General features: G+C 45.4%; 22 protein-coding genes. 4 read left to right on the forward strand and 18 right to left on the reverse strand.

Annotated elements, in window-relative coordinates:
• Positions 1-19: 19 nt before the first annotated feature.
• The 14 genes from B6K83_RS06250 to B6K83_RS06315 form a co-directional block, all read right to left on the reverse strand.
• A complete protein-coding gene (locus B6K83_RS06250) occupies positions 20-1,654 on the reverse strand; it encodes a type I restriction-modification system subunit M (RefSeq protein ID WP_198951664.1) in 1,635 nt (544 codons plus the stop codon).
• 80 nt (positions 1,655-1,734) lie between these two features.
• The gene (locus B6K83_RS06255) at positions 1,735-1,965 is read right to left on the reverse strand and encodes a hypothetical protein (protein ID WP_085284099.1); all 231 of its coding nucleotides are present in this window, start codon (positions 1,963-1,965) and stop codon (positions 1,735-1,737) included.
• Between the two features lie 8 nt (positions 1,966-1,973).
• Positions 1,974-2,219, reverse strand: coding sequence for a DUF2188 domain-containing protein (locus B6K83_RS06260; RefSeq protein ID WP_005085359.1), 246 nt, complete (start codon positions 2,217-2,219; stop codon positions 1,974-1,976).
• 94 nt (positions 2,220-2,313) lie between these two features.
• Positions 2,314-2,892: a restriction endonuclease subunit S gene (locus tag B6K83_RS06265; protein WP_054823117.1), complete on the reverse strand. Its 579-nt coding sequence runs from the start codon at positions 2,890-2,892 to the stop codon at positions 2,314-2,316.
• A 463-nt stretch (positions 2,893-3,355) separates the two neighbouring features.
• Positions 3,356-4,042: a hypothetical protein gene (locus B6K83_RS06270; RefSeq protein WP_008111250.1), complete on the reverse strand. Its 687-nt coding sequence runs from the start codon at positions 4,040-4,042 to the stop codon at positions 3,356-3,358.
• Positions 4,043-4,509: 467 nt separating this feature from the next.
• Entirely contained in the window at positions 4,510-6,918 is a 2,409-nt protein-coding gene (locus B6K83_RS06275) for a TOTE conflict system archaeo-eukaryotic primase domain-containing protein (RefSeq protein ID WP_008111251.1), read from the reverse strand.
• Between the two features lie 25 nt (positions 6,919-6,943).
• Positions 6,944-7,315, reverse strand: coding sequence for a helix-turn-helix domain-containing protein (locus B6K83_RS06280; protein WP_000354813.1), 372 nt, complete (start codon positions 7,313-7,315; stop codon positions 6,944-6,946).
• A 99-nt stretch (positions 7,316-7,414) separates the two neighbouring features.
• The gene (locus tag B6K83_RS06285) at positions 7,415-7,720 is read right to left on the reverse strand and encodes a type II toxin-antitoxin system HigB family toxin (RefSeq protein WP_008111255.1); all 306 of its coding nucleotides are present in this window, start codon (positions 7,718-7,720) and stop codon (positions 7,415-7,417) included.
• Positions 7,721-7,911: 191 nt separating this feature from the next.
• Entirely contained in the window at positions 7,912-8,250 is a 339-nt protein-coding gene (locus B6K83_RS06290; protein WP_036984952.1) for a hypothetical protein, read from the reverse strand.
• A 1-nt stretch (position 8,251) separates the two neighbouring features.
• Positions 8,252-9,502, reverse strand: coding sequence for a tyrosine-type recombinase/integrase (locus B6K83_RS06295; protein ID WP_085284100.1), 1,251 nt, complete (start codon positions 9,500-9,502; stop codon positions 8,252-8,254).
• 315 nt (positions 9,503-9,817) lie between these two features.
• Positions 9,818-10,681: a YicC/YloC family endoribonuclease gene (locus B6K83_RS06300; RefSeq protein ID WP_085284101.1), complete on the reverse strand. Its 864-nt coding sequence runs from the start codon at positions 10,679-10,681 to the stop codon at positions 9,818-9,820.
• A 113-nt stretch (positions 10,682-10,794) separates the two neighbouring features.
• Positions 10,795-12,516 (reverse strand): GMC family oxidoreductase, encoded by a 1,722-nt coding sequence (locus B6K83_RS06305; RefSeq protein WP_085284102.1) that lies wholly within the window; start codon positions 12,514-12,516, stop codon positions 10,795-10,797.
• Positions 12,513-13,235 (reverse strand): gluconate 2-dehydrogenase subunit 3 family protein, encoded by a 723-nt coding sequence (locus B6K83_RS06310; protein ID WP_085284103.1) that lies wholly within the window; start codon positions 13,233-13,235, stop codon positions 12,513-12,515. Before B6K83_RS06310 ends, B6K83_RS06305 begins: the two co-directional genes overlap by 4 nt.
• Positions 13,213-13,749, reverse strand: a complete 537-nt coding sequence (locus B6K83_RS06315; RefSeq protein ID WP_085284104.1) for a thioredoxin family protein — start codon at positions 13,747-13,749, stop codon at positions 13,213-13,215. Before B6K83_RS06315 ends, B6K83_RS06310 begins: the two co-directional genes overlap by 23 nt.
• Positions 13,750-13,916: 167 nt before the next feature.
• Here B6K83_RS06315 and rph point away from each other — a divergent pair, with 167 nt between their 5' ends.
• Both rph and pyrE read left to right on the forward strand, forming a co-directional pair.
• Entirely contained in the window at positions 13,917-14,630 is a 714-nt protein-coding gene (rph, locus tag B6K83_RS06320; RefSeq protein WP_085284105.1) for a ribonuclease PH, read from the forward strand.
• 17 nt (positions 14,631-14,647) lie between these two features.
• Positions 14,648-15,289, forward strand: a complete 642-nt coding sequence (gene pyrE / locus B6K83_RS06325; RefSeq protein ID WP_085284106.1) for an orotate phosphoribosyltransferase — start codon at positions 14,648-14,650, stop codon at positions 15,287-15,289.
• Positions 15,290-15,377: 88 nt separating this feature from the next.
• Here pyrE and B6K83_RS06330 read toward each other — a convergent pair whose 3' ends face one another.
• The 3 genes from B6K83_RS06330 to bioH all read right to left on the reverse strand — a co-directional run bounded on the left by B6K83_RS06330 (position 15,378) and on the right by bioH (position 17,499).
• Positions 15,378-16,325 carry a putative metalloprotease CJM1_0395 family protein gene (locus tag B6K83_RS06330; protein WP_085284107.1) on the reverse strand — a complete coding sequence of 316 codons (948 nt, stop codon included), beginning with the start codon at positions 16,323-16,325 and terminating at the stop codon, positions 15,378-15,380.
• 5 nt (positions 16,326-16,330) lie between these two features.
• Complete coding sequence (locus B6K83_RS06335) at positions 16,331-16,621, reverse strand: hypothetical protein (protein WP_085284108.1); 291 nt, start codon at positions 16,619-16,621, stop codon at positions 16,331-16,333.
• A gap of 86 nt (positions 16,622-16,707) precedes the next feature.
• Positions 16,708-17,499 (reverse strand): pimeloyl-ACP methyl ester esterase BioH, encoded by a 792-nt coding sequence (gene bioH / locus B6K83_RS06340; RefSeq protein WP_085284109.1) that lies wholly within the window; start codon positions 17,497-17,499, stop codon positions 16,708-16,710.
• 54 nt (positions 17,500-17,553) lie between these two features.
• Between bioH and B6K83_RS06345 the strand changes: the two genes are divergently transcribed.
• A complete protein-coding gene (locus B6K83_RS06345; protein ID WP_085284110.1) occupies positions 17,554-18,315 on the forward strand; it encodes a ComF family protein in 762 nt (253 codons plus the stop codon).
• Between the two features lie 16 nt (positions 18,316-18,331).
• Here B6K83_RS06345 and B6K83_RS06350 read toward each other — a convergent pair whose 3' ends face one another.
• On the reverse strand, positions 18,332-20,881 hold the full coding sequence (locus B6K83_RS06350; RefSeq protein ID WP_085284111.1) for a M14 family zinc carboxypeptidase: 2,550 nt from the start codon (positions 20,879-20,881) through the stop codon (positions 18,332-18,334).
• Between the two features lie 229 nt (positions 20,882-21,110).
• On the opposite strand from B6K83_RS06350, the gene nfuA reads away from it, so the two are divergent.
• On the forward strand, positions 21,111-21,692 hold the full coding sequence (gene nfuA, locus B6K83_RS06355; RefSeq protein WP_085284112.1) for a Fe-S biogenesis protein NfuA: 582 nt from the start codon (positions 21,111-21,113) through the stop codon (positions 21,690-21,692).
• Positions 21,693-21,697 lie beyond the last annotated feature (5 nt).

Here is a 21,697-nt window from a genome sequence, read left to right on the forward strand (position 1 = left end):
TGGTTGTTGTTCGTCATACTCATTCAGCCACCTCCGTTGTGTTGCTTTGCGCCTCGTTAGGTACGATATCCTTTAACAGCGCCGCCATTTTGTTGCGGACGTCGGCGAGTTCAGTTTCAAGGGTGGTGATTTCAGCCTGTACCGAAATAATATCGACCTCAACTTCCTCTTCGAAGGTATCGACGTATCGCGGGATATTCAGGTTAAAGTCGTTCTCTTTGATCTCATCAAAGGTGGCTAAATGGGCGTATTTTTCTACCTCTTCACGAGCTGTTACCGCTGCAACAATTTTGTCTAGGTGTTCATCCAGCAGGATGTTTTGGTTTTTCCCTGCTTGGTAATGATCTTTACCGCTGGCATCGACAAACAGCACGTCTTTGCGGTTTTCATTGGCACCGCCTTTCTCACGTGAGCGGTCGAATATCAGGATTGCGACAGGAATACCAGTGCTTGGGAACAGGTTACCGGGCAAGCCGATCACGGCATCTAATAGGTTTTCTTCAATCAGTTGTTGACGAATACGGCCTTCAGCTGCGCCTCTAAACAGCACACCATGAGGCACCACTACGGCAATGCGGCCTTCTTTTTCAACGGCGGCTTCGACCATGTGGCTGATAAAGGCAAAGTCTGCCTTTGATTTAGGTGGTAGCCCGCGCCAGTAGCGGTTGTATCTGTCAGATTCAACGTCTTCTGAACCCCATTTGTCGAGTGAAAACGGTGGGTTGGCAACCACGTTATCAAACTTCATCAGTCTGTCATTTTCGACCAGCGCAGGTGAAGTGAGGGTGTTACACCATTCGATACGAGCAGAGTCTGAGCCGTGCAAGAACATATTCATACGCGCAAGCGCCCAGGTACTGCCGTTGACTTCCATGCCATAGAGTGAATAATTGCGGTCGCCCACTTGGCGTGCGGCTTCAATCAATAAACCGGCTGAGCCACAGGCAGGGTCACAAATACGCGCCCCCGATTTTGGTGCAGACAGACGCGCAACCAGCTCAGAGACTTTATGAGGGGTGTAGAATTCACCGGCTTTTTTACCTGCATCGGAGCCAAAGCGCTCAATAAGGTAGATGTAGGTATTACCAATCACATCTTCAGACACGCGCGACGGGCTCATGTCGAGTGCGGGCTTGTTGAAGTCGTCCAGCAAGGTTTTTAGGCGGCGGTTGCGGTCTTTGGTTTTACCCAAGTTGGCTTCGCTGTTGAAGTCGATGTTTCGGAACACACCTTCTAACTTGGCTTTGTTCGCGGTTTCAATATGCTCTAAAACAATGTTGATCAGCTCGCCAATGTTGGGTTCGTTTTTACGCTCTAACAATGAATAGTAGTTGGCCAAAAAGGTGTCGGTAACAACGGTTTTCTTCTCTTTGGTTGCTGGATCTTCAACTTCTTCTGTGAGTTCTACTATTGGCAGTACAAAACGCTCGCGCTCAAGCTTACGTCTGATACGGACGTCGTCGTCACCGTACTGCTTTTTATATTCTGCGTAGTGGTCATTCCATACATCGGAGATGTATTTTACGAACAGCATTACTAGGATGTAGTCTTTGTATTGCGCAGGGTCTACCGCGCCACGGAAAGTATCGCATGCAGCCCATGCTGCATTGTTGATGTCTTTTTGTTGAATCTTGTCGTTCATATCTTTAGTCATATAAATTCCTCAAATCTGGTCAGTGTCATAAAGCGGGGCAGGCTATACCGGTAGCGCCCCGCTAGCTGTAAGTTAAAAGGTTAAGAATCGAGTACGGCTGATTGAGTCCAGGTAATCGACCGCCCAAATGGAGGGTAAATCGATGTACTGTCCTTTATGGTGTACCGTGCAATGACGTCACCTTGCTCGTTTAGCTCTTCACATTCATAGGTATCAGTGTCTTGGCCTTTTCGTTGCGACCACTGACTACTTACGATGTTGAGGGCATGCGACTCGGGTACACCTATTTTCTTTTTGTATTCATCACTCATAAGGGCTCCTATCCTTTAATGTCTTTTGGGTCGTTACCGTGGCTATCTTTGCGTTGTATCTGGCCGTCTTTGCCATGTACAACAAGCTCAGAACCTTCGCGCTTGCTTTGCTCGCGCGCCGCAGCTTCGGCCTCTCGTTTGGTGCTGTGTACGCTTGAAGCGCGTTCGGCACCGCCTTTTTTGTTCGCCCATCCATCAGGATGTGGTACGACATGTCGGGTATTGCCCTTGCTTGATGATGTATTCTTTGCCATAATTTCGGCTCCTGTTTTTTGAAATGAAACGTGGATTAAAGTTTTGCTAAAAGTGCTGTCACACTTTCGGCTCGTCTAAACCCAGTAACTGTCATTACTGGGTATTCATTGCTAAATTCATTAATATTGCGTCAGTTAACACCTCCTTTTTCTTTGCTAATGCATTCATTAGCTTCTGTTCGTTAATGGATAATTGGTAAATCTCAATAATCTTTTTCTGCACATCGAGATTAGGGACTACTATCTCCAGATCCTCAAGTGCAGGTTTGCCAATCATTCTTACCGCCGTGCCTGTTGCCTTACTTTGCAATACTGCTTGTGAAGTAGGTTGATTAATAAACCAGCATAGATATGCTGGCATAACCGAATCACTTTCAACTCGAATTCGCAACAGTGGCGCAGCGATAACAGCATCGCTCAACTCTTGGTCAATCAATGCTGCCGTATTAGTTTGACCTCTAGAGCGAAATGCTAAGTCGTTATGTTTAACTCTGTGATGATCCTTTAAGTCCTGCATTGCAATCTGCACTAGCTCTTGGGCATTAACTCGGTTATCTTCAGTTAAATCCTTCATCTGGATAACAGAGATATTTCCATTAGTGTCTGGCTCAAGCTTTGACCTAAAAGAGTGTCCCATCTGTACAGAGGCAATTTTTTTCAAATTAACTTTCATTGTCACCTCAAATGCGTTGTAATGGCGTTTCTGCAACTTGTGAGTAAGTTTAAGCTGAGATTCTCAAGTTGTCAAATGTTTATTTTGCAAAAACGTCGTTACTGTAAAATTGTTTTTCGTGTGGCGTTTGGAAATGCTTGAATTGACCGGATACCTGGCTGTAATGAGAGGGATGAGTGGTCGTTGCCTGGTACCGACATTTATGTCGGTACCAGGTATCTTGCTGATAAAAAAGAGTTAAATATTAAGAGACATATAATCAAGCTGGTAGAGCTGTACAAGACGAAACCATCTGGAAATTCCGAATAGTTCAAAGTGAAGCCTGAGTAAAACCTAACAGAGACCGCTCTAGCCAAAAATATCGAGCTATTTGGCGCTTTTGATATTAAAATCGCGTCAACAACACCCCTCCCGCTACCCGTTAGATCAGCGCCCCGCGAGGGGTTACTCGTTTTTAAGGCTTCTAATTTTTGCTACCGTAATCAGTTACGGCACCAAAATTAGCTTCCAACCACACATCATTCTCTGGCCCACAAAGGTGGTGCAGCAGCGCTAGGTTGATCTGGTGGCTGATCACGTTGCCGTTTCGTTTTTGGCTTTCTTTTTTCAAACCTCTCAGTAATAACCCTGTGCATGATTTTCCTATTTGCTCCGGCGTACTGGGCAGGCAAAAGGCGCGGTTTTGCTGTTTGGGGTGCAAGGTAGCGCGCTTTCCTGTTTTAGATAAAGGCGAAATGCACCAAAAGATACAGGCGTTGGCGGGCGTGTTTGCGAGCAATTTGTTGGTTTGGCTCGTGCCATCCTCATATATCGGTAACAAATGTGCTGGTAACAAAACTAACCCGCCTTGCGCGTGGCCTTCAACCTCAGGTAAAGGCAGCCAATACAAGTTTGGCCATTGCTCATGGCTCTGCCATTTTTCTACGATCACTTGTGCGCCAATACTATTCAGCCATTGGTGAATCGGGCAGCCTGGGTGTGCTTGTTTAACGCGTTGTAACTGAAAAGTCAGCCAGCGGGTTAAGCGTTCGGCGGCATTATCGCACTGGCTTAATGCTGGGTAGAGGGTAAATGCGCTATGCCCAACCAGTAAAGCGACCACCTGCTGTATCCATTCTCTATCCCAATCGTTAGCACTTGCCCATAACACGTCACTTATCACCTTGTTGGTTTTTCATGCCATCTATTTTCAGTCGTCGGGTGCAGACACGGTGGTGAAATAGATGAAAGAAATGACCATCAAACTAACCAGTCAAATCGGTTTTTTATGATGACCTGTGCGCGGAACTGTTTGATATACATAGTCCAATACGGTGCTGTTTGGCGGCATTCAACTAATGCAAAAAAATCGAGACGCCAAACGATCGTTTGCATTCTGGGTTTAAAAAATCAAACGGTTTGTACTTTGATGCCGAGGTTGGTTTAGGGTACAAAAAGTGCCAAACCTTGCTTTGATCCAGTAATGGCAAGGCCTACCAGCGTTGGATTTCAATCGAGAAGCCAAACAGTAAATGGGCTAATTTCCCTGTTTGGCGTTTCGATCCAAAAGCCAAACGGATAGTGGTTTTGGCGTATGGGTATAAAGGCATGGGGAAGTGTTTAATGAAGTGCTGCTGTTTATTTTGGCTTGGTATTTGATGAAGAGATGTCTTCCAGCTTTAATGAAGGTTGCTTGTCACGGTTACCCTCAAAGTATTCAAGGGCGTACCCCATTGTCTTGTAGCTTTTCTCGCGTTTTTTAAACATGCGTTGCAGCATAGGGAGGGCGCAGTCCACATAGTCGTGAATGGTGACTTGTGTTTTTCCTTCCGATTCACGATGAATACGACCGGCATATTGAGCCAATGTGCCTTTCCATGCGATGGGCATGGCCAAAAGCAAGGTATCCAGTCTTGGCAGGTCAAACCCTTCGCCCACATATTTTCCTGTTGCGACGACGACTTGAGCCGATTGCAGATGATTGTCAGCGTTCTTGCGTTCCGCAGCTTTCATGGCGCCTTTGAGTACGACAGTGCTCATACCCATCTCGGTAAGTCGTGAGTGTATGTACTCTGCGTGCTCTCTACGCTCTGTAAGGACTAACGGGTGTCCGCCATTTTGAACACACTGAGAGGCGTCTGAGACAATTTTTGACGTGCGCTGCTCATTATCGACGAGCCAGCGGTAGGCATCGCTTATTTTTGGGCGCTCATCTGTTTTTATTAGCTCAGCTGGCGGTATATCGTAGAGCTGATGAATCATCACGGTTTGAGTAAATTGCTCATCAGGGCTTTGTTTCACTTTGCAGCGAATGGGCCCTGCCGCCATAAAAATGATTTTTTGATGACCATCTTGTCGTTCTGGTGTTGCTGTTAGGCCCAATACATACTTTGCTCTTACCTCGTTGAGTACCATTTCAAACCTTGGCGCAGATAGATGGTGGCATTCATCAACAATAATGTGGCCGTAGTCTTGGATGAGAGGCGTGATGGAATTGTCTTTTTTATTGACCAAGCTTTGGTAGGTGGCAATGTCGATAATGCCACTCGGCTTTCTTTTGCCTCCGCCTATACTGCCAATGGTTACTTCGGGTAGGAACGTGCGTAATCGCTCTTGCCATTGTTCGAGCAGTTGTCGGCTATGAACCAGTATTAGGGTATTTACTTTGCGTTTTACGATCATGCCAATGGCAGTAACCGTTTTTCCAAATGCAGTCGGCGCATGCAAAATACCGAAGTCGTGTTTAGTTATTGCGGCCACTGCGTCACGCTGGTTTTTTCGCAAAGTGAACTCAGGGGTAAGTTTTAATAATGGTTTGCCGGTTTCACGCTTATCGTCAAACAGTGGCGAAATATTGTGCTCTTGTAGCAAAGCAATCGCGTCATCGAGACAGCCACGCGGTAGTGCTAGGTAACCGTTTTCAATACGAGCACAGGAAATAAACCTTGGAATGCCATGGGTTGAAAAGCGCAACGCTTGTGTTTTAAAAAACACAGGATTAGAAAAACTCGCTAATCGCTTTAGTCCTGCCAGTAGTGGTCCAGGTAACTCGCTCATCAAAAAGTAGATATGGTTGGCCAAGGTAATGGTCACGTTTTTCGGCAAAGACTCTAATTTTATTGGTGCGGCTTTGGTTGTGATTTCCCAAGGTGGGCGGTTATCTGTTAGCCCTTGTTCGGACAGTAATAGGGTGTTGGGTGAAATAGTTGTTATGAGTTGATCAATACTCGATTGCGTGAGCGTTTTAAGATCTGCAAGGTGCCGCCATTGATCGTCAATCGCATTCAGGTCACTGTCAACAAAGCAACTGCGGCCTGAAAGGCGGGCCTCCTTTTGAAGTGGTAGCGCAATGAGATTGCCAAACCCGCCTTCCGGAAGGACATCTTGGTTAGGAAAGAGCCTGTCATAGGAGTCAAACGATAGATTTGGAAATATTTCCATGGCTTTATCAAGTAAAGCGAAACCCAGTGCCCGAGCTTGGTTCGCTGGGATATTGGTTTCAAAAAAGATCCATAAGTGCGCCCCGTTGCCAGAACGCGAGATTTCTATCGCGTGGGGAATATCAAACGCTTGGCACGCTTTAGACATTGCTTTGACTTCTTCTTGCCAACAGCCTTTGTCAAAATCGGCGGCTAACAAATAGCACGAATTATCTCTCAGTAAGGGATACAGCCCCACCACTTGTTGACCGGCAAGGTGCCTGTAAATAATGTGCTCGTTTAATTCGCTAAACTTTCGGTGTGAACAGTCTTGGCATTTAATGCGGGGCTTGTTGCATAGTCCGCTTACCCACTCATTATCACAGGCTACGGAATAGCCACTGCGGCCCTGTTGGTTTTGCCAACGATTGGCAAAGATATCCTCTCTTCCACGAAATCGTTGTCTGAATAGGGCGACTTTTTGTGCTGGCGTGAATGTCTGTACTGAACGCTCGTTTTGAGCGCTACGCAAGGCTTCTCTTAATGCGAGAAGCTGCTGCTTTTCGTTTTCAAGCTCAGCTAGCCTGTTATCAATAGCAGAAATGTTTGGGTAGTGAGCGTCATTCATGACAACATAATTTTTATGCGCAGCGCTATGAAGCGCGAACTTGCGGCGGTTTGATGAGCGACTCTGCTGGAATACCTAGCCCTTCATGAAGTTTCCAAATCATTTTTAGCGTGAGTGATCGCTTATGGTTTAGGATTTCATAAACACGATTGCTTTTACCTATCATGGGTTCAAGATCTTTAACGGTTAAGCCTTTGCGCTCCATCTCAAACTTTATTGCCTCAACAGGGTCTGGCAAATCCATTGGAAAATGCTTTGCTTCGTAGGCCTCGACTAACGTAACCAAAATGTCCAGCTTTTCGCCTTCAATGGTATCTGGCTCCGCCATCATTAGGTTTTCGATGTCGTTTAATGCCGCGCGGTAGTCGGCATCTGTTTTAATAGGTCTGATGTCCATTATATTTACCTCTTGTTACTACCTTTTGGCTTTAAATCGTTTGCACATCAATTTTTTATTCGGCTCGTCCATGAGCCTTACCCTTCGGGCTCGCGTTGCTCATGAAAATTCGTTCCCGACGAATTTTTCGTATTGTGCATGGTTGCCGATAAAACGTATGTAAACCACCTTGTAGGCATAATTGATCCAAACAACTAACCGGTATTTATTACCGGCAATGTTAAACACGACACGCCCATCTTTGAGGATGCTGGCATTTCTAAAGTCCTGTTTCACATCCGACGGTGATCCCCAATCAGCATTTAATGCATGCCTATACCACGCTAACGTTGGCTCTTTCGCGTCAATGTATTCTGGGCTGTCTTCCCAAAATGTTTTTAAGGTTGATAGTGCGATAATTCTCATAAACAGATGTTAGTCCCATATTGGGACTTTTGCAAGTTTGGCATTTTGATGCGGTTAGGAGTTCTTACCGCATCCCCAATTGCCCCATTCCTTGGGGCGGTTCAAATCCCTCTTATTCACCCTCTAAAGCTCGGCATATCAAGTGTTGCCCCATTGTCCCAACTGCCCACGGTAAGTGAGCAAATGGCTTGCTAGTTTCGCCTGATGGGCCTTTTCGGCATGCGGCTGCGTTTGCCATCGAAGAAGGCCAATACTCTGAACCAATAGAGAGATTCTTCATAACCTAGGCTGTACGTTGGGCGTGCAGGCGAGATGAGCCCCAGTTTGCGTCCTAGGCTGACAATCACGTAGAACGTGAGTTTTAGCGTCAGCCAAGGAGCGAGTACCACGAGTACCATCAGGCAATACCGAGTAAGTGCGTAGCCTATACCATAAGGCTGTTCGAGTAAGGCAATGCCAATACACCAACCAAGGCCTGCCAGCATGGCTATTGGAAAGGTAATGGAGGCGAGTCGCATCATCAGTTGCATGTTAACGCCCTCCTGTGTTGTGCTGTGAAGGGTGCTCAAAGTTCACCAGTGGTTCGATCACATCAGCCACTGTTTGATGGGCAATACGGCGCTCTTCAAAGTAGTCGTGGCGGTCGTAGATGCCCTCAACGCCTTTTAGCTTATGGTTAAGACAGCGTTCGGCCACGTTGCCTGCGATGCCTAAAGAGGCGGCAAGGCTGCGAAAGGTGCGGCGTAAATCGTGTACGGTGAAGTGTTCAAGCTTGCCCATTTTATTGGGTGGTTGCTTTTTCCGGCCTGGTTCTCGACCAAAGAGTTTAGAAATGGCACGGTTCAGCGTATCTGGCCCCATATGCGGACGATGGCTTGCTCGTCTGGCTGGAAAAACATAAGGCGAGCCACAAGCGCGGATTTGCAGCTCGTTAAACCAAGCAATGGCTTGGCGCGGTAAAGGGATGCTAATTGGCACGCCAGTTTTACTGCGTTCTTTGGGTAGGTCCCATACGCCTGTGGTTAAATCCATTTCACGCCACATGGCTTCGCACAATTCGCTTTTGCGCACGCCCAATACCAAGAACAGGCAGCAAGTGAGGTAGTTGTCGCGGCCAAAGCTATTGATATGGGTATGAAATACGCTAAAGGCGTAGTGAATTTCCTCTTTGCTGAGCATCCTGTCTTTACTGGACTCCACGCCACCGGCATCGTCTACGGTAAATGCTGCGGCTGGGTTGTTCAGCGTTAAGTCGAGCTTTATCGCATGCCGAAACAGCTGCTTCATGTACATCAAGGTATCGTTGGCAATGGTAGGGCGGTTACTTTCTCGAATGCGCTCTAATACTTCGCGTACGTCACGTGCAGTCACCTCAGCAATACACTTAATGCCAATGACTGGGCTTATGTCTTTGGTGTAAACCCGATACGGAATCTTGGGATGCTTAAGTCGTCGACTAAGATCGGTTCGATACCAGTCATGGAACAGTTGATCCACGGTTTCAATGTCAGGTAACTCGATTTTCTGTTTTTCCAGAAGAGGATCTATGCCGTCACGTACTTCCTTTCGAAAGTATGCAGCGGCAATTCTGGCGTCTGCCAACGACATTAAAGGAAATTGCCCCAAGGTTGCTTCTCGTCTTCCTTTGGCTGTGGTGTAGCGGATCATCCAATAAGGCGAGCCCTGTTTGCGGACGCAAAAGTATAGCCCTTCACCATCTGAATATTTTTTTGGGTCGGCTTTGCTGTATGCAAAAACCTGTTTTGCTGTGAGTTTTCCCATGTTTACTCCATAGTTGCTGAAATAATGGAGGGGGCAATAATGGCTGCCCACCACCGATTTGCTTATTGAATCAGCAGCTAACCTGTTGTGGTGGCGAGTTAAATGCGAAAATTGGGTAACTTACTGCCCACCAATTTGCTCACCGCAAAATGCTTATTGAGCAAAAATGAGGGGACTGCCCACCATTCTGCCCACCACTAAACAGGTAGTTGGTAACGGACATCTGCAAACCAATTTGGACGGGAAAAATAAAAAAGCCCTGTATTTACAAGCAAATAACAGGGCTTCTAAGACATTCTTGGACGGGTAAAAAAACTATTCGATATTTTGTATTTGCTCTCTCATCTGTTCAATCAGCACTTTTAACTCCACCGCGGCATTGGTGATGTCAGCGTTGATTGATTTTGACCCTAAGGTGTTGGCTTCGCGGTTAAATTCTTGCATCATAAAATCTAAACGTCGGCCTTGAGCGCCGCCTTTTTTCAAAATGCTGCGGGTTTCTTTTACATGGCTGTATAAGCGGTCGATTTCTTCATCTACATCCATTTTTTGTGCCAGTAGCACTAGCTCTTGCTCAACTCGGGTCGACTCTAGCTCTACCTTGGCATCAGCAAATTTGTCGGTAATGCGCTTGCGTTGCCATTGAATAATTTCTGGCATCTGGCTTTTGACTAGCTCGGCTTGGGTAACAATAGCATCAAGTCGTTGCTCTATGAGGGCTTTCATGTTGGCACCTTCATCGGCGCGGGCCGCAATAAAGTCTTGCAGCGCTTGCTCAAAGCCGGTCATTATTTCTGCTTGAATGGCATTGATGTCGGCTTCTTCTGCTTCCATCACCCCTGGCCAGCGCATGATTTCTAGCGGGTTAATTTGGCTATTAAGGGTTTGCTCATTGATCCAATTGGCGTGTTTTAGCAAATTTTCTGCCAGCGCGGTATTCATGGATAAATTGCTTTTTTCACCCGGGTTGGCATTAAAGCGTAAATTACACTCTACTTTGCCGCGATTTAATTGTTTGCGAAAACGCTCGCGTAAAAGCGGCTCTATACTGCGAAATTGCTCAGGCAGACGAAAATAGGTTTCGAGGAAACGTTGATTTACACTGCGAATTTCCCATACGGCATTGCCCCATTCACCTTTAATTTCATGGCGAGCAAACGCTGTCATACTATGTATCATTGAATTTCCTATCTTGTCTAAATGGGTTATTAGTTGCGATTATGCCCCAGCGAAAATCTGCTGGCTACTGCTATCCGTGTTGGCATCGCAATTTATCTGCATTGGCTTTAGGGTTAACTGTTGCTTTTTTGCCAGCGAGTTTTTATGTGCTCGGCAACACGAAAAGCATTGGCATAAATGGTAAAAGTATAAGGCACACTGCCGCCTGTAGGCATAAATGACGCATCAGTAATAAATAAGTTTTCTACCTCATGGGCCTGACAATTTTTATTTAATACTGAACTAGCGGGGTCGTCACCAAATCGGCAGCCGCCGGCCATTAAATTTGAAGCGGGCGCGCTACTGATAGATGATGAGACATTACTAGCGCCCATTTCATGTAATAGTTTTTCCGCTTTTTCAGCTAAATATTCGCCCACAGCGAGGTCGTGTTGATGAGCACCAATGCGAATTTTTGCCACCGGATCGCCCCACTTGTCGGTCACCGTTTCATCTAAGCTAACAAAGCAGTCATCTGTTGGTAGCCAGTCATTAAACACTTCAAAACGCAAGGTTTTATAGGTTGTAAACTCGGTTTTCATGGCTTGCTTTAACGCCTCACCCCAAACCAGTTGCTCGCTGCCCTGCTCATCAATTTGCCACTTGGTACTTTGCGCACGCGCGATCGGGTTTTGATAGAACAAAAAGTCTATGGTGCCGCCTTTGGCTTTGCCATTGCGGTGAGTGCCGGTAAAGGCTTTATCGTCAATCTGATACCAGTCTTGCAAGGCGCGATTGATAAACGGCCCTACTTGCTTTAGTTGTGCTTGTTTTTCCGCACTTAAGTCTTGATAAAAGAAGTCGCCACGCCCAATACCCCCACCACTAAAAATTAAATTTTTACCCACTTGCCCTGAGTTGTTGGCAAGACCATTGGGAAACTTTTCTCCTTTCGAGGCTAACAATAATCGTGAGGTTTCTACCGCTTGACAGGCCAGCACATAATATTTCGCGCTGGCCATTTGTTTACGACCCGCCTTATCGTAATAGCGCACCCCTAAGATATTGCCTTGCTTATCTGTGTCGACTTTATAGGCTTTAGCATGGGCTAATATGGTGCAATTACCGGTTGCCACGGCGTGATTAAGTAGCGCGGCTCGGCCACTACCTTTAGCGCCTGACGAGCAGCCATAACTGCTGCAATAGCCAGAATATTCACAGCTATTTCGGCCCATGGCTGGCTGCGATAAAATCGCCCGTGGCACAGGCACTGTGTGATAACCAAGTTTTTCAGCGCTGCTGTCTATCCAGGCAGCTATGCCATGCTCGGCAACGGGCGGATAAGGAAAGTCGGTGGAACGCGGCTCTTGCTGCGGGTGTGCGCTAACCCGTCCTGATACACCCACCACTTGCTCTACCAAGGCATAATAAGGCTCAAGTTCGTCATAGCTCAATGGCCAATCAACTACATTTGCCCCTTCAATTGCGCCAAATTCTGATTTTAAACGAAAGTCTATCGGTTTTAAGCGATGAAAGTAGCCACTCATAAAGTTAGATGAGCCGCCAACGACGTTACCATTCCAGAAGCTCCAACCCGACTCGCTAGTAGCCTCGCCGTGCCAATAACTTTCGCCACTGTCGGTTTCATACTCTTCTTCAATGACGTGTTGCTCATCTTCTAGTTTTGGATTGTAGGCATCGCGCAGGCTGATCGCTAACTCGTCTTTATAAAACTCTTTTTCCGTCAGCCAAGGGCCTTTCTCTAGTACTAATACTTTCGCGCCCGCATTCGCTAAGGTGTAAGCCACAGGTGATGCGCCAGCGCCACTGCCCACTATGCAAATATCATATTTCATGCTTTTCGAGTTCCTGTTTGCTTGCGGGTATATTGCTGGTGACTGAGCACGGCTGTGGCATCGCTTTGCTTACTCGTTTTTTTATCGCCTAAGGTGCTTGTTGTTTGACCGGGTAATTCATAATAGCGTTTACCTATCGGTGGTAACGGAAAACCTGCTTGGTGCTCTAACCACTGCCAACCGATTCCGTTTGGGTTACCGCCATAGCTTGGTGGCGTCAGCATGGCTTCAAAAATATAACCGACTAAGTTACTAAGCCAGTTCTCACCGGCTCGTGATTGACTAATAGCTTTGAGCATCTGCTCTTTTTCAGTAATGGCTAATTCAACAAAGTCTTTGTGTTTCTGGCTTTGCGTAAAGCCATTGAGCCAGCCAACGCCTTGATAAATAAACGCTGTTTCAGCGGCATCGGTAGGTTGCTGATATACGACATTGAATAAATACTGTGTCGCTTTAATATCTTCAGCACTGGGCCCTGTTGCTGATACTGGCAATAAATGCTTAAGCACGCTATCTAAGGTTAACCAAGGGTTTGATTGCATGGCTGTTTGAAATTTACCTTCAAGCGTTGCTGACCAACTTTGCCTTGGCATTGCCGCCACCATAGTCGCACCAGCGGCTGACTTTAACAGTTTGCGCCGTGAAAGCTTGGTTTTTAACCACTGGGGTGTGATAAAACTGCCGTTCATAAAGGCATTAGTGTTTGGCGCTAAAGTCATTGCGATTGTCCTTGTTATTGCGCATTTTCCATTGCGCTAAAAATGCTAACCAATGCTCTACAGAGTACTCTAAATTGTCCAGTAATTCTGCGGTATCTTTTGATAATAATAACTGCCCGCTATTTGTCGAAACATACATATGAGGGTAACCTAGCACCGGCGGCAACGACGCCATAAAGGCCTGATTATCATTGCTGTCACTGACATTAATTTTTAGCAGTACATAATTATCATGCAAAGCTTGGTAAACCTTGGGGTGCTTTTCGAGAAAGGCATCCATTTTATGACACCAAGTACACCAATTACCGCCTATTTCAATTAAGACATTACGCTGCGTTTGCTGGGCTAACGCTATCGCAGCTTGCGCATCTTTAAAGGGGTCGCGTGTGTCGTCATATACTTGGCTGTAAGCTGGTAGCCTATGTTGTAACGTTGGTGCTAATGACTGAGCGTTGGCCGTGTTAAGCAGTAATAAATTGAGCAACAATAAAAAACTAAACCGCTGAGATTGCATAAATTTTCTCTATATTGCTAACATTTTTGGTTAGCGAGTAATAATGATTAAGTACAATGACCTTAGAATAATTAACTATATTTCAAATTACTTGCTTGGTCATTATGTCAAATTGACAGATGAAGCATTATAATGCGCAACATTAAATCATTTATAGGAATTTCACCATGCGTCCAAGCGGCAGAACTTTAGGGCAAATTCGCCCTGTAACCATCACTCGTCAATACACAGCACATGCAGAAGGCTCAGTACTTATTGAGTTTGGTGAAACTAAAGTAATTTGCACCGCTAGCGTTGAATTAGGTGTACCGCGCTTTTTAAAAGGACAAGGCAAAGGTTGGATCACGGCCGAATACGGCATGTTACCACGTTCAACTCATACCCGTATGCGCCGCGAAGCTGCAAGCGGTAAACAAAGCGGTCGCACCTTAGAAATTTCTCGCTTAATCGCTCGTTCATTGCGCGCAGCCGTTGATTTAAACGCCCTCGGCGAAAACACCATTACCCTCGACTGTGATGTTATTCAAGCCGATGGCGGCACGCGCACCGCGTCAATTACTGGCGCTTGTGTTGCACTAGTTGACGCGTTAAACCAAATGCGCGCTAAAGGTATTATTACCACTAACCCGCTTAAGCACATGATAGCCGCGGTTTCCGTGGGCATGTACCAAGGTGAAGCGGTTGCGGATTTAGATTATCCGGAAGACTCTGCCGCCGATACCGATATGAACGTGGTGATGACTGAAACCGGTAAATTAATCGAAGTACAAGGCACAGCAGAAGAAGAGCCGTTTAGCTTTGACGAAATGCAAGCCATGCTAGTGTTGGCAAAAAACAGCATTAACGAACTATTTGATATTCAAAAAACCGCTTTAAGTTAAGCCTGTAGGAACTGATCATGAAAGATTATCAACGCGAATTTATTGAGTTTGCCTTAGCAAAACAAGTGTTACGATTTGGCGAGTTTACCTTAAAGTCTGGCCGTACTAGCCCTTATTTTTTCAATGCCGGTTTGTTTAATACCGGTGGCGATTTAGCTCGCCTTGGACGCTTTTATGCCGCCGCATTACAAGACTCAAAAATCGACTATAACTTATTATTTGGTCCTGCTTATAAAGGTATTCCTATTGCCACTACAACCGCAGTAGCGCTTGCCGACAGCTATAACATTGACATGCCGTACTGTTTTAATCGTAAAGAAGCGAAAAAGCACGGTGAAGGTGGTAATTTAGTTGGCTCTGCCCTTAAAGGTAAAGTTATGCTTGTCGATGATGTCATCACTGCAGGCACCGCGATTCGAGAATCAATGGAAATCATTCAAGCCCATGGCGCGGAATTATCTGGGGTATTAATTGCCCTCGACCGACAAGAAAAAGGTCGAGCTGAACTTTCTGCCATTCAAGAAGTTGAGCGTGACTTTAATACTCAGGTGATATCGATTGTCACCTTAGCTGATTTAATTAGCTACCTTGAAGAAAAGCCAGCGATGGCGGATAGCTTAGCAAGCATTAAAAAGTATCGCCAAGACTATGGTATTTAATGTCTTTATTCATCAATTCGCCATGCGAAAATAAGCAAAAAGCCTGCACATTGCAGGCTTTTTGTTAATTCAACGGGCCATTGTACAGTTAAGCCATAATTTTAAATTGATAATTTAACGGTTTTTCATAGGCTTGATTGATATTGGCATAAAACTGTTCAATGCGGCTTGCTCTAGCATCTATCGCCTGTGGTCGACGCGCTAGTACCTGCTCTTGTGCCGATAATGTTTGTTCAACCAAGGTGTCAAAAGCGACACTTTGCGCTTGGCTTTCTGTTTGCTGTTGGGCAAAAACATCATTAGGCTTTATCAAGCCAACAAAGTCAGCTTTCGCATAGGGGTCGTCTAAGGTTTCAATTGACAACTCAGACTGAGCTTGCGCAATAAGTTTCGCTGCTGATGCCGCAATGCGCGTATCTTGAATCGACGGATTAGCAGGAGCCAATGCCGCGGCATGAATTTTCTGCATTTTGGCGATAGTGGCCTTAGGATCGCCATCAACTGGCGCTAAATCAACCGACACTTCACCAGAAACTGCATATTTATTGCCATCTGGGCCAAGGGTAAAGGTATAGCTAGGTGCGCCCGTATGTGCGCCACCTACCGCGGCATGCGCCAATTCATGTGAACGAACTTCTTGATCGCGCCGTTTTAAGCTTTTTAGCTCTTGTTGCTCAACAAAAATTTGCTGTTCTGTTTTATCCGCTTGTTCTTTATCTTGCTCGCTGTCATTAGCACGATTATTTTGTGCTGAATCTTGCTCGTTTTGCTGGTTACCGTCGCTATCTTCGCCAATCACATCTTGGGCAAGCTCGGCTTGCTTACGCAAACTGGCAAAATCTAACGATTGATTATGTTGAGCAGGTGTGCGCGCTCGTTCTTTGTCTGACGCCACACCTTTTTCCGCCGCAGCCGGCAGTAATGGCTCTGTTTTGCTGATAACTTCTCGTTGTTGATTTTCACGACGCAAGCTATCTGTCTGTAGATTAACAGCCGTTGGTATTGGCAGTAGCGAGCTTTGCGGCGTAATATTCATCGACTTTAAACACGCACATCAATTAAGGTGCCAAGGTTTTCATCCGCAGACTCAACCACCTTGGCTGACGCTTTGGCTTGAAATTCAGCAACGCGTAAATCCACCACCGACTGACTCAGGCTAACAGACTCGTTATCAGCTTGGTTACTGTTTATGCTAATATTTTCTTGTGTATTAGCCGCCACTTCAGGCCTAGTGCTTACACTCGTTGCGATATTTTCAGCCGCTTTGCTAGCGTCTGCACTCGCTTTTTGAAAGCCCTGTACGCCGACGTTAAAGGCTGATTGAATTTCCATCGTCTGCTCCTAAATATATTTTTAAACCATAATATATTTCTTAAAACCCTGTGTTCAATTATCAACCAAATTAGCGAAAAAGTAAACTAAGATGCAGTTCCAAACTGCTTGGCTATCCAGTCTTCTAGCACAGTTAAAAACTCTTGCTGGTGAGAAATAAATGGTGCGTGCGACGCCTGCTTAAATAAGTAACTTTGGCTTTGCGGGGCTAAGGCGGTGATCAAAGGGATCACTTGCTTAGGCACTAAGCTGTCTTGCTGACCATAAAGTCTTAAGAAAGGCCGTTGAATAGTAGACAGTTGCTCAGACAACTGGGCAGTGGCGAGTATTTGTAATGCAGCGTCTAGTACTTGCCGTTGAGGCTGTTGGCGCTGCATTACCAAGTCTCGAATACATTTAACATCTTGACGAATACTCGGGCTGCCTAATGCTTGAATTTTTAGAAAATTACTGATGGTCTTCTCGGTATCTTCGGCCAGTTGCTGATGAAACATTGCTAGCACGTCGGCTTTAATGCCCGGCCAATTATCACGCGCCATAAATTGTGGCGAGCTCGCCACAGTCACTAAGCCCAGCACCTGCTCAGGTTGTGTAATGGCAATTTGACTCGCCACTAGACCGCCTAACGACCAGCCAACATAAAGTGCAGGCTTTGCCACCGCTTTCGTGACCTGCTGTGCGAGCTCAGCCAGTGTGTAGGCTTGTATTGAATAGGCATGATTATCACCAAAGCCCGGTAAATCAACGGTGATCACTTGAAACTTATCGACTAGCTGCAACAAACATGGTTGCCACACTGCAGAATTAAGTCCCCAACCATGAATAAATACGATAGCTAAACCTTGACCTTGGCTCGCTATTTTTAATCTTTCTGCCATGCTTAATATGCTCTGAAACGGATGAGCGGCTAGTTTAACGAAAGGATGCTATAAATGGAATTTGCCAGTAGCTTTATCACCACAAGCGCTGCCAAGCTGCAACATGGGCTGTGGTTAGCGCTTAATTATTGCAAACTGAAAGTGAGCTGTTGTATTTTGTGTACTAATCGCTGTCAAGTACAGCCCTTGCTTTGTCAATATTGTCAGGCTGACCTTGCCTATTTTAAACACCCTGTTGTTCCTTATAACTTGCTGTCTTGGCCAGCGGTCGCCCAACTTATCAAACAGCCTCATTTTGATCAGCTCATTGCGATCGCACCTTATGTCTGGCCGTTTAAGCAATGGATCAGCTTATTAAAGTATCAGCATCAAACCGAATTAGCTGGCTTGCTAAGCCATTTGTTAGTTAAACACTGGCAAGACTACCTGAAACACGATAACCCCCTAATAAACAGCCATAATTCGCTTGTATTATCCGTGCCTTTGCATATTCGAAAATGGCAAGTTCGGGGCTTTAATCAAGCGCATTTAATTGCCAAACAGTTTGCCAAGGCCAGCAATTATCGCTATCAGCATGACGTTATTATCCGTGCAAAATACACTGAAAACCAGGTTGGAAAATCGGGTGTGGCGCGCCGCAAAAACTTAAAAAATGCCTTTGAACTTAATTTAACGCCTACCCCGCCGCCACATGTCATTCTCATTGATGATGTGGTTACCACAGGCACCACCGCCAATGAAATTTGCCAGCTACTAAAGAAACACGGTGTGCAAACTGTAACTTTACTGTGTATTTCGTTAGCGCTACCACACTAGCTAACTTGCATTAATACTAGCGACCAGCGGCGCTAAAGGCTTTGGCAAAAAATAAACTATTGGCGATGACTTTCATGCTCCCTAAAAAATAACCCCGAAACGCTAAATTATCCGTACTGGCAATCACTCGGCCTTTACCAACATTGTGCGCCACTAGCGTTGGGTTATGCGCCAAGCGATTAACTAAATTTTGATCGCTATAACCACTCAATAATGGTGCTTTTGCGTAAGATGCCACAGTAATAAAGGGAACATTAGTTTGCTCCATGATCACTGTGCTATTGCGAAATACCGGCAATGGTTGCTGAGCAAAGCCGTAAGTCAACGGGTGCGTGTGATCTAAATTAGCTTGAAAAATAGCACCAGCAATACGTTTTCTGCCCGCTAATTGCTCTTTATCACCATAGTTGAGATTTTCCGTGTCAAATAATTGATCGATATGGGCTTTGTTAACAAAATCGACATTTAATAATTCTTGCTCAGACAGCCAACGCGCGGCACGTTTTTGCGAAAATAAAACACCGCCGTTTTGGAGCCAAGTTTTTAGTTGTGCAAATGCCTTTTTGCTTAAGCTGCTATAATTGCCGTCCACCATAATAACGTGGCTATAGGCTGCTAAGTCAATGCCCGCTAAGCGTGGCATTTCTACCACAGAAACCGGTATTTCCAATAAGTTATCTAAATAGTAAAGCATTTCCCCTGCTTCATATTGCGACACGCCTTTGCCCCCCACCAGTAGCACTTTAGGTAAACTAATGGTTTGCGATGAACGGCTACCAATATCAATACCTGTTGGCGTTAAACCTGTTGTTAACGCGTGTAACGGAATTTGGCTGTCCAGTGCAAGTTGGCTTAAAACCTCCCGCCAATTTTCTAGCGTTTGCGTACCAGCGGCAACGACAATACTACCCGGATTAAAGGTTTCGATTTGACCATTAATCTCGGCTGAAAATACTTTGGTAGCAACTTTAGCGGCGATCTTGGCTTTTGTAAGCTTATACAGCAACTTAGGCGCTAGAAAATCATGCCAATGAAAAACATAAGCATAGGCGTTATTGTCAACCGCTGCGTTGCTTTTTGCTTGTGCTTGCCAAGCCTGTTTGGCCGTTTTTAATCCCCATGTTCGCCCAACTTGCGCAAACTTAATATTCATGGCTAAAGGTAAAGTCCAGCCAGAAACATCATAAAACGTATTATCAGCAAAGCTTTTTTGCTGATTAAACAACGCCTTGATCAATCGATATTGGCGCTGTGCTAAAGGAATATAATAACTCTGTTGGGCAGGAAAAACCTTGTCATGAAGCTTATAGTCCTGTGTCAGTGGATAGACCTTGATTTGATGCTGGCTGAGCTTATGCAAAAATGCCTGCATGCGGTAGTGGTCTAGACTTTCACTGACGATATAGCCTTTAAAGTTTTCATCGCTCGCTTGCTGTAAAGCCTGTTGATAAAATCGTTGACGATAAGTTTTAAATTTTGTTTGGTTTTGCCATGTGCCTTCAATGGTCGACAATGACGTTAACACTTGATTTTGAATGCCGTATTCAAAGGTTAATAATCCATTAACCGTCTGCTGCTGAAAACCGCGACTGCTAGCTTGTTCAAATAACACACCAACACCACCGTTAATATCGGGGTAAGTAGAGCCTTTGCCATAATAAAAATCATCGAAGCTTTCTTCGCTATAATACAAGCGCTGTTTTGCATCTAGCGCCTTGGCATGATAACTCGCCAATAAATGAGTTAATTCCGTGTTTTTCGCTGGTGTTAACGGATGGGTGCGGGTAGGAATACCGGGCTGAAAAAAATAGCTGCTATTAGCGCCCATTTCATGGAAGTCCCCTAGCACATTGGGCTGATATTGATGGAAAAATGCTAAACGGTTTTGGCTTTCTTGTTGCGATAGCAGTAGCCAATCTCGGTTCAAGTCAAAACCAAAGTGATTGGTTCGCCCAGTACGCCAAGGCTGATGATGCTCAATGTGGTTTGGATCAGGGTTGGCAGTCACACCACGATGAGTATCAACCCAATTAACAAACCTGTCCATGCCATCTGGGTTAACGCTAGGCTCGATAACAATTATGGTGTCCGCAAGCATTTGTTTAACCTTGGCATCTTCTGCTGCCGCTAAATGATACGCCACAACCATAGCCGCATTGGTACCGCTAATTTCATCACCATGAACACTGTAACCTAACCATACCACCACAGGGTCATTAGCTGAGGCGTCGAGATCACCACGACGGGCTAAGATCTGCTCAAGATTATTCAAGTTTTCAGGACTAGAAATGGTCAGTAACACCTGTGCGCGAAACTCAACCGTGCGTCCCATTTCAGTCATCTTAATCCGCGGTGACGCAGTCGCAAGTTCGCGCAGATACGCTAACACTTGATCGTAACGAGGATGACGCTCACCAATACCGTAACCTAAACTCGCCTCAGGCTTGGGAATGCTTTCGCTATAAGCGGCACCATCAGGCAAGTAAGTACTTACATTAGCGCTCGCTGCAGTAAATGAAATACTCACTAACAATAAAAGCGCCAAACGAACTAACGATAACAACATAAAGGCTTCCTTAATTTAATAACGGCTTAAAATAACAAATTAATACTAACTCGCCTAGCAATCTGCGCTGATTGGTCATTATTTGTCGTCAATCCGCACGGTACAAGGGCAATTGGCGAATTTATCCAACTAGCACTGGCGTCAAATGACAGAGCAGAGTAAAATAGCCATACTTGAGTAAATTAGTCGGGTATTGAAATTCAAACCCAGTAGCAAAGAGTAAAATAGTATGAATATTAATATTTCAGAAACTGCACAAGCACATTTTGTAAAACTACTTTCTCAGCAAGCTGAAGGTACCAGTATCCGCGTGTTTGTTGTTAACCCGGGCACAGCTAGCGCAGAATGTGGTGTGTCATACTGTCCAGCTGATGCCGTGGAAGCTGACGATATCGAGCTAAAATACGAACATTTTTCTGCCTACATAGATGCCGACAGTAAGCCATTTTTAGAAGAGGCTGAAATTGACTTCACCACAGATCAAATGGGCTCGCAGCTAACTTTAAAAGCACCTAATGCAAAACTGCGTAAAGTCGCGGACGATGCGCCGTTATTTGATCGCGTAGATTATTTTCTTAAAGCTGAAGTCAACCCACAACTTGCTGGCCATGGCGGTGAATGTACCCTGATGGATATTACCGAAGACGGTTATGCGGTATTACAATTTGGCGGTGGCTGTAATGGCTGTGCGCAAATTGATGTTACAGTGAAAGATGGTATTGAACGCCAGTTAATTGAAATCATGGGTGATGAAATTAAAGGCGTGCGCGATATGACCGAGCATCAGCGTGGCGAGCACTCTTATTACTAAACATA

This window comes from Colwellia chukchiensis, assembly GCF_002104455.1.
GTDB lineage: Bacteria > Pseudomonadota > Gammaproteobacteria > Enterobacterales > Alteromonadaceae > Cognaticolwellia > Cognaticolwellia chukchiensis.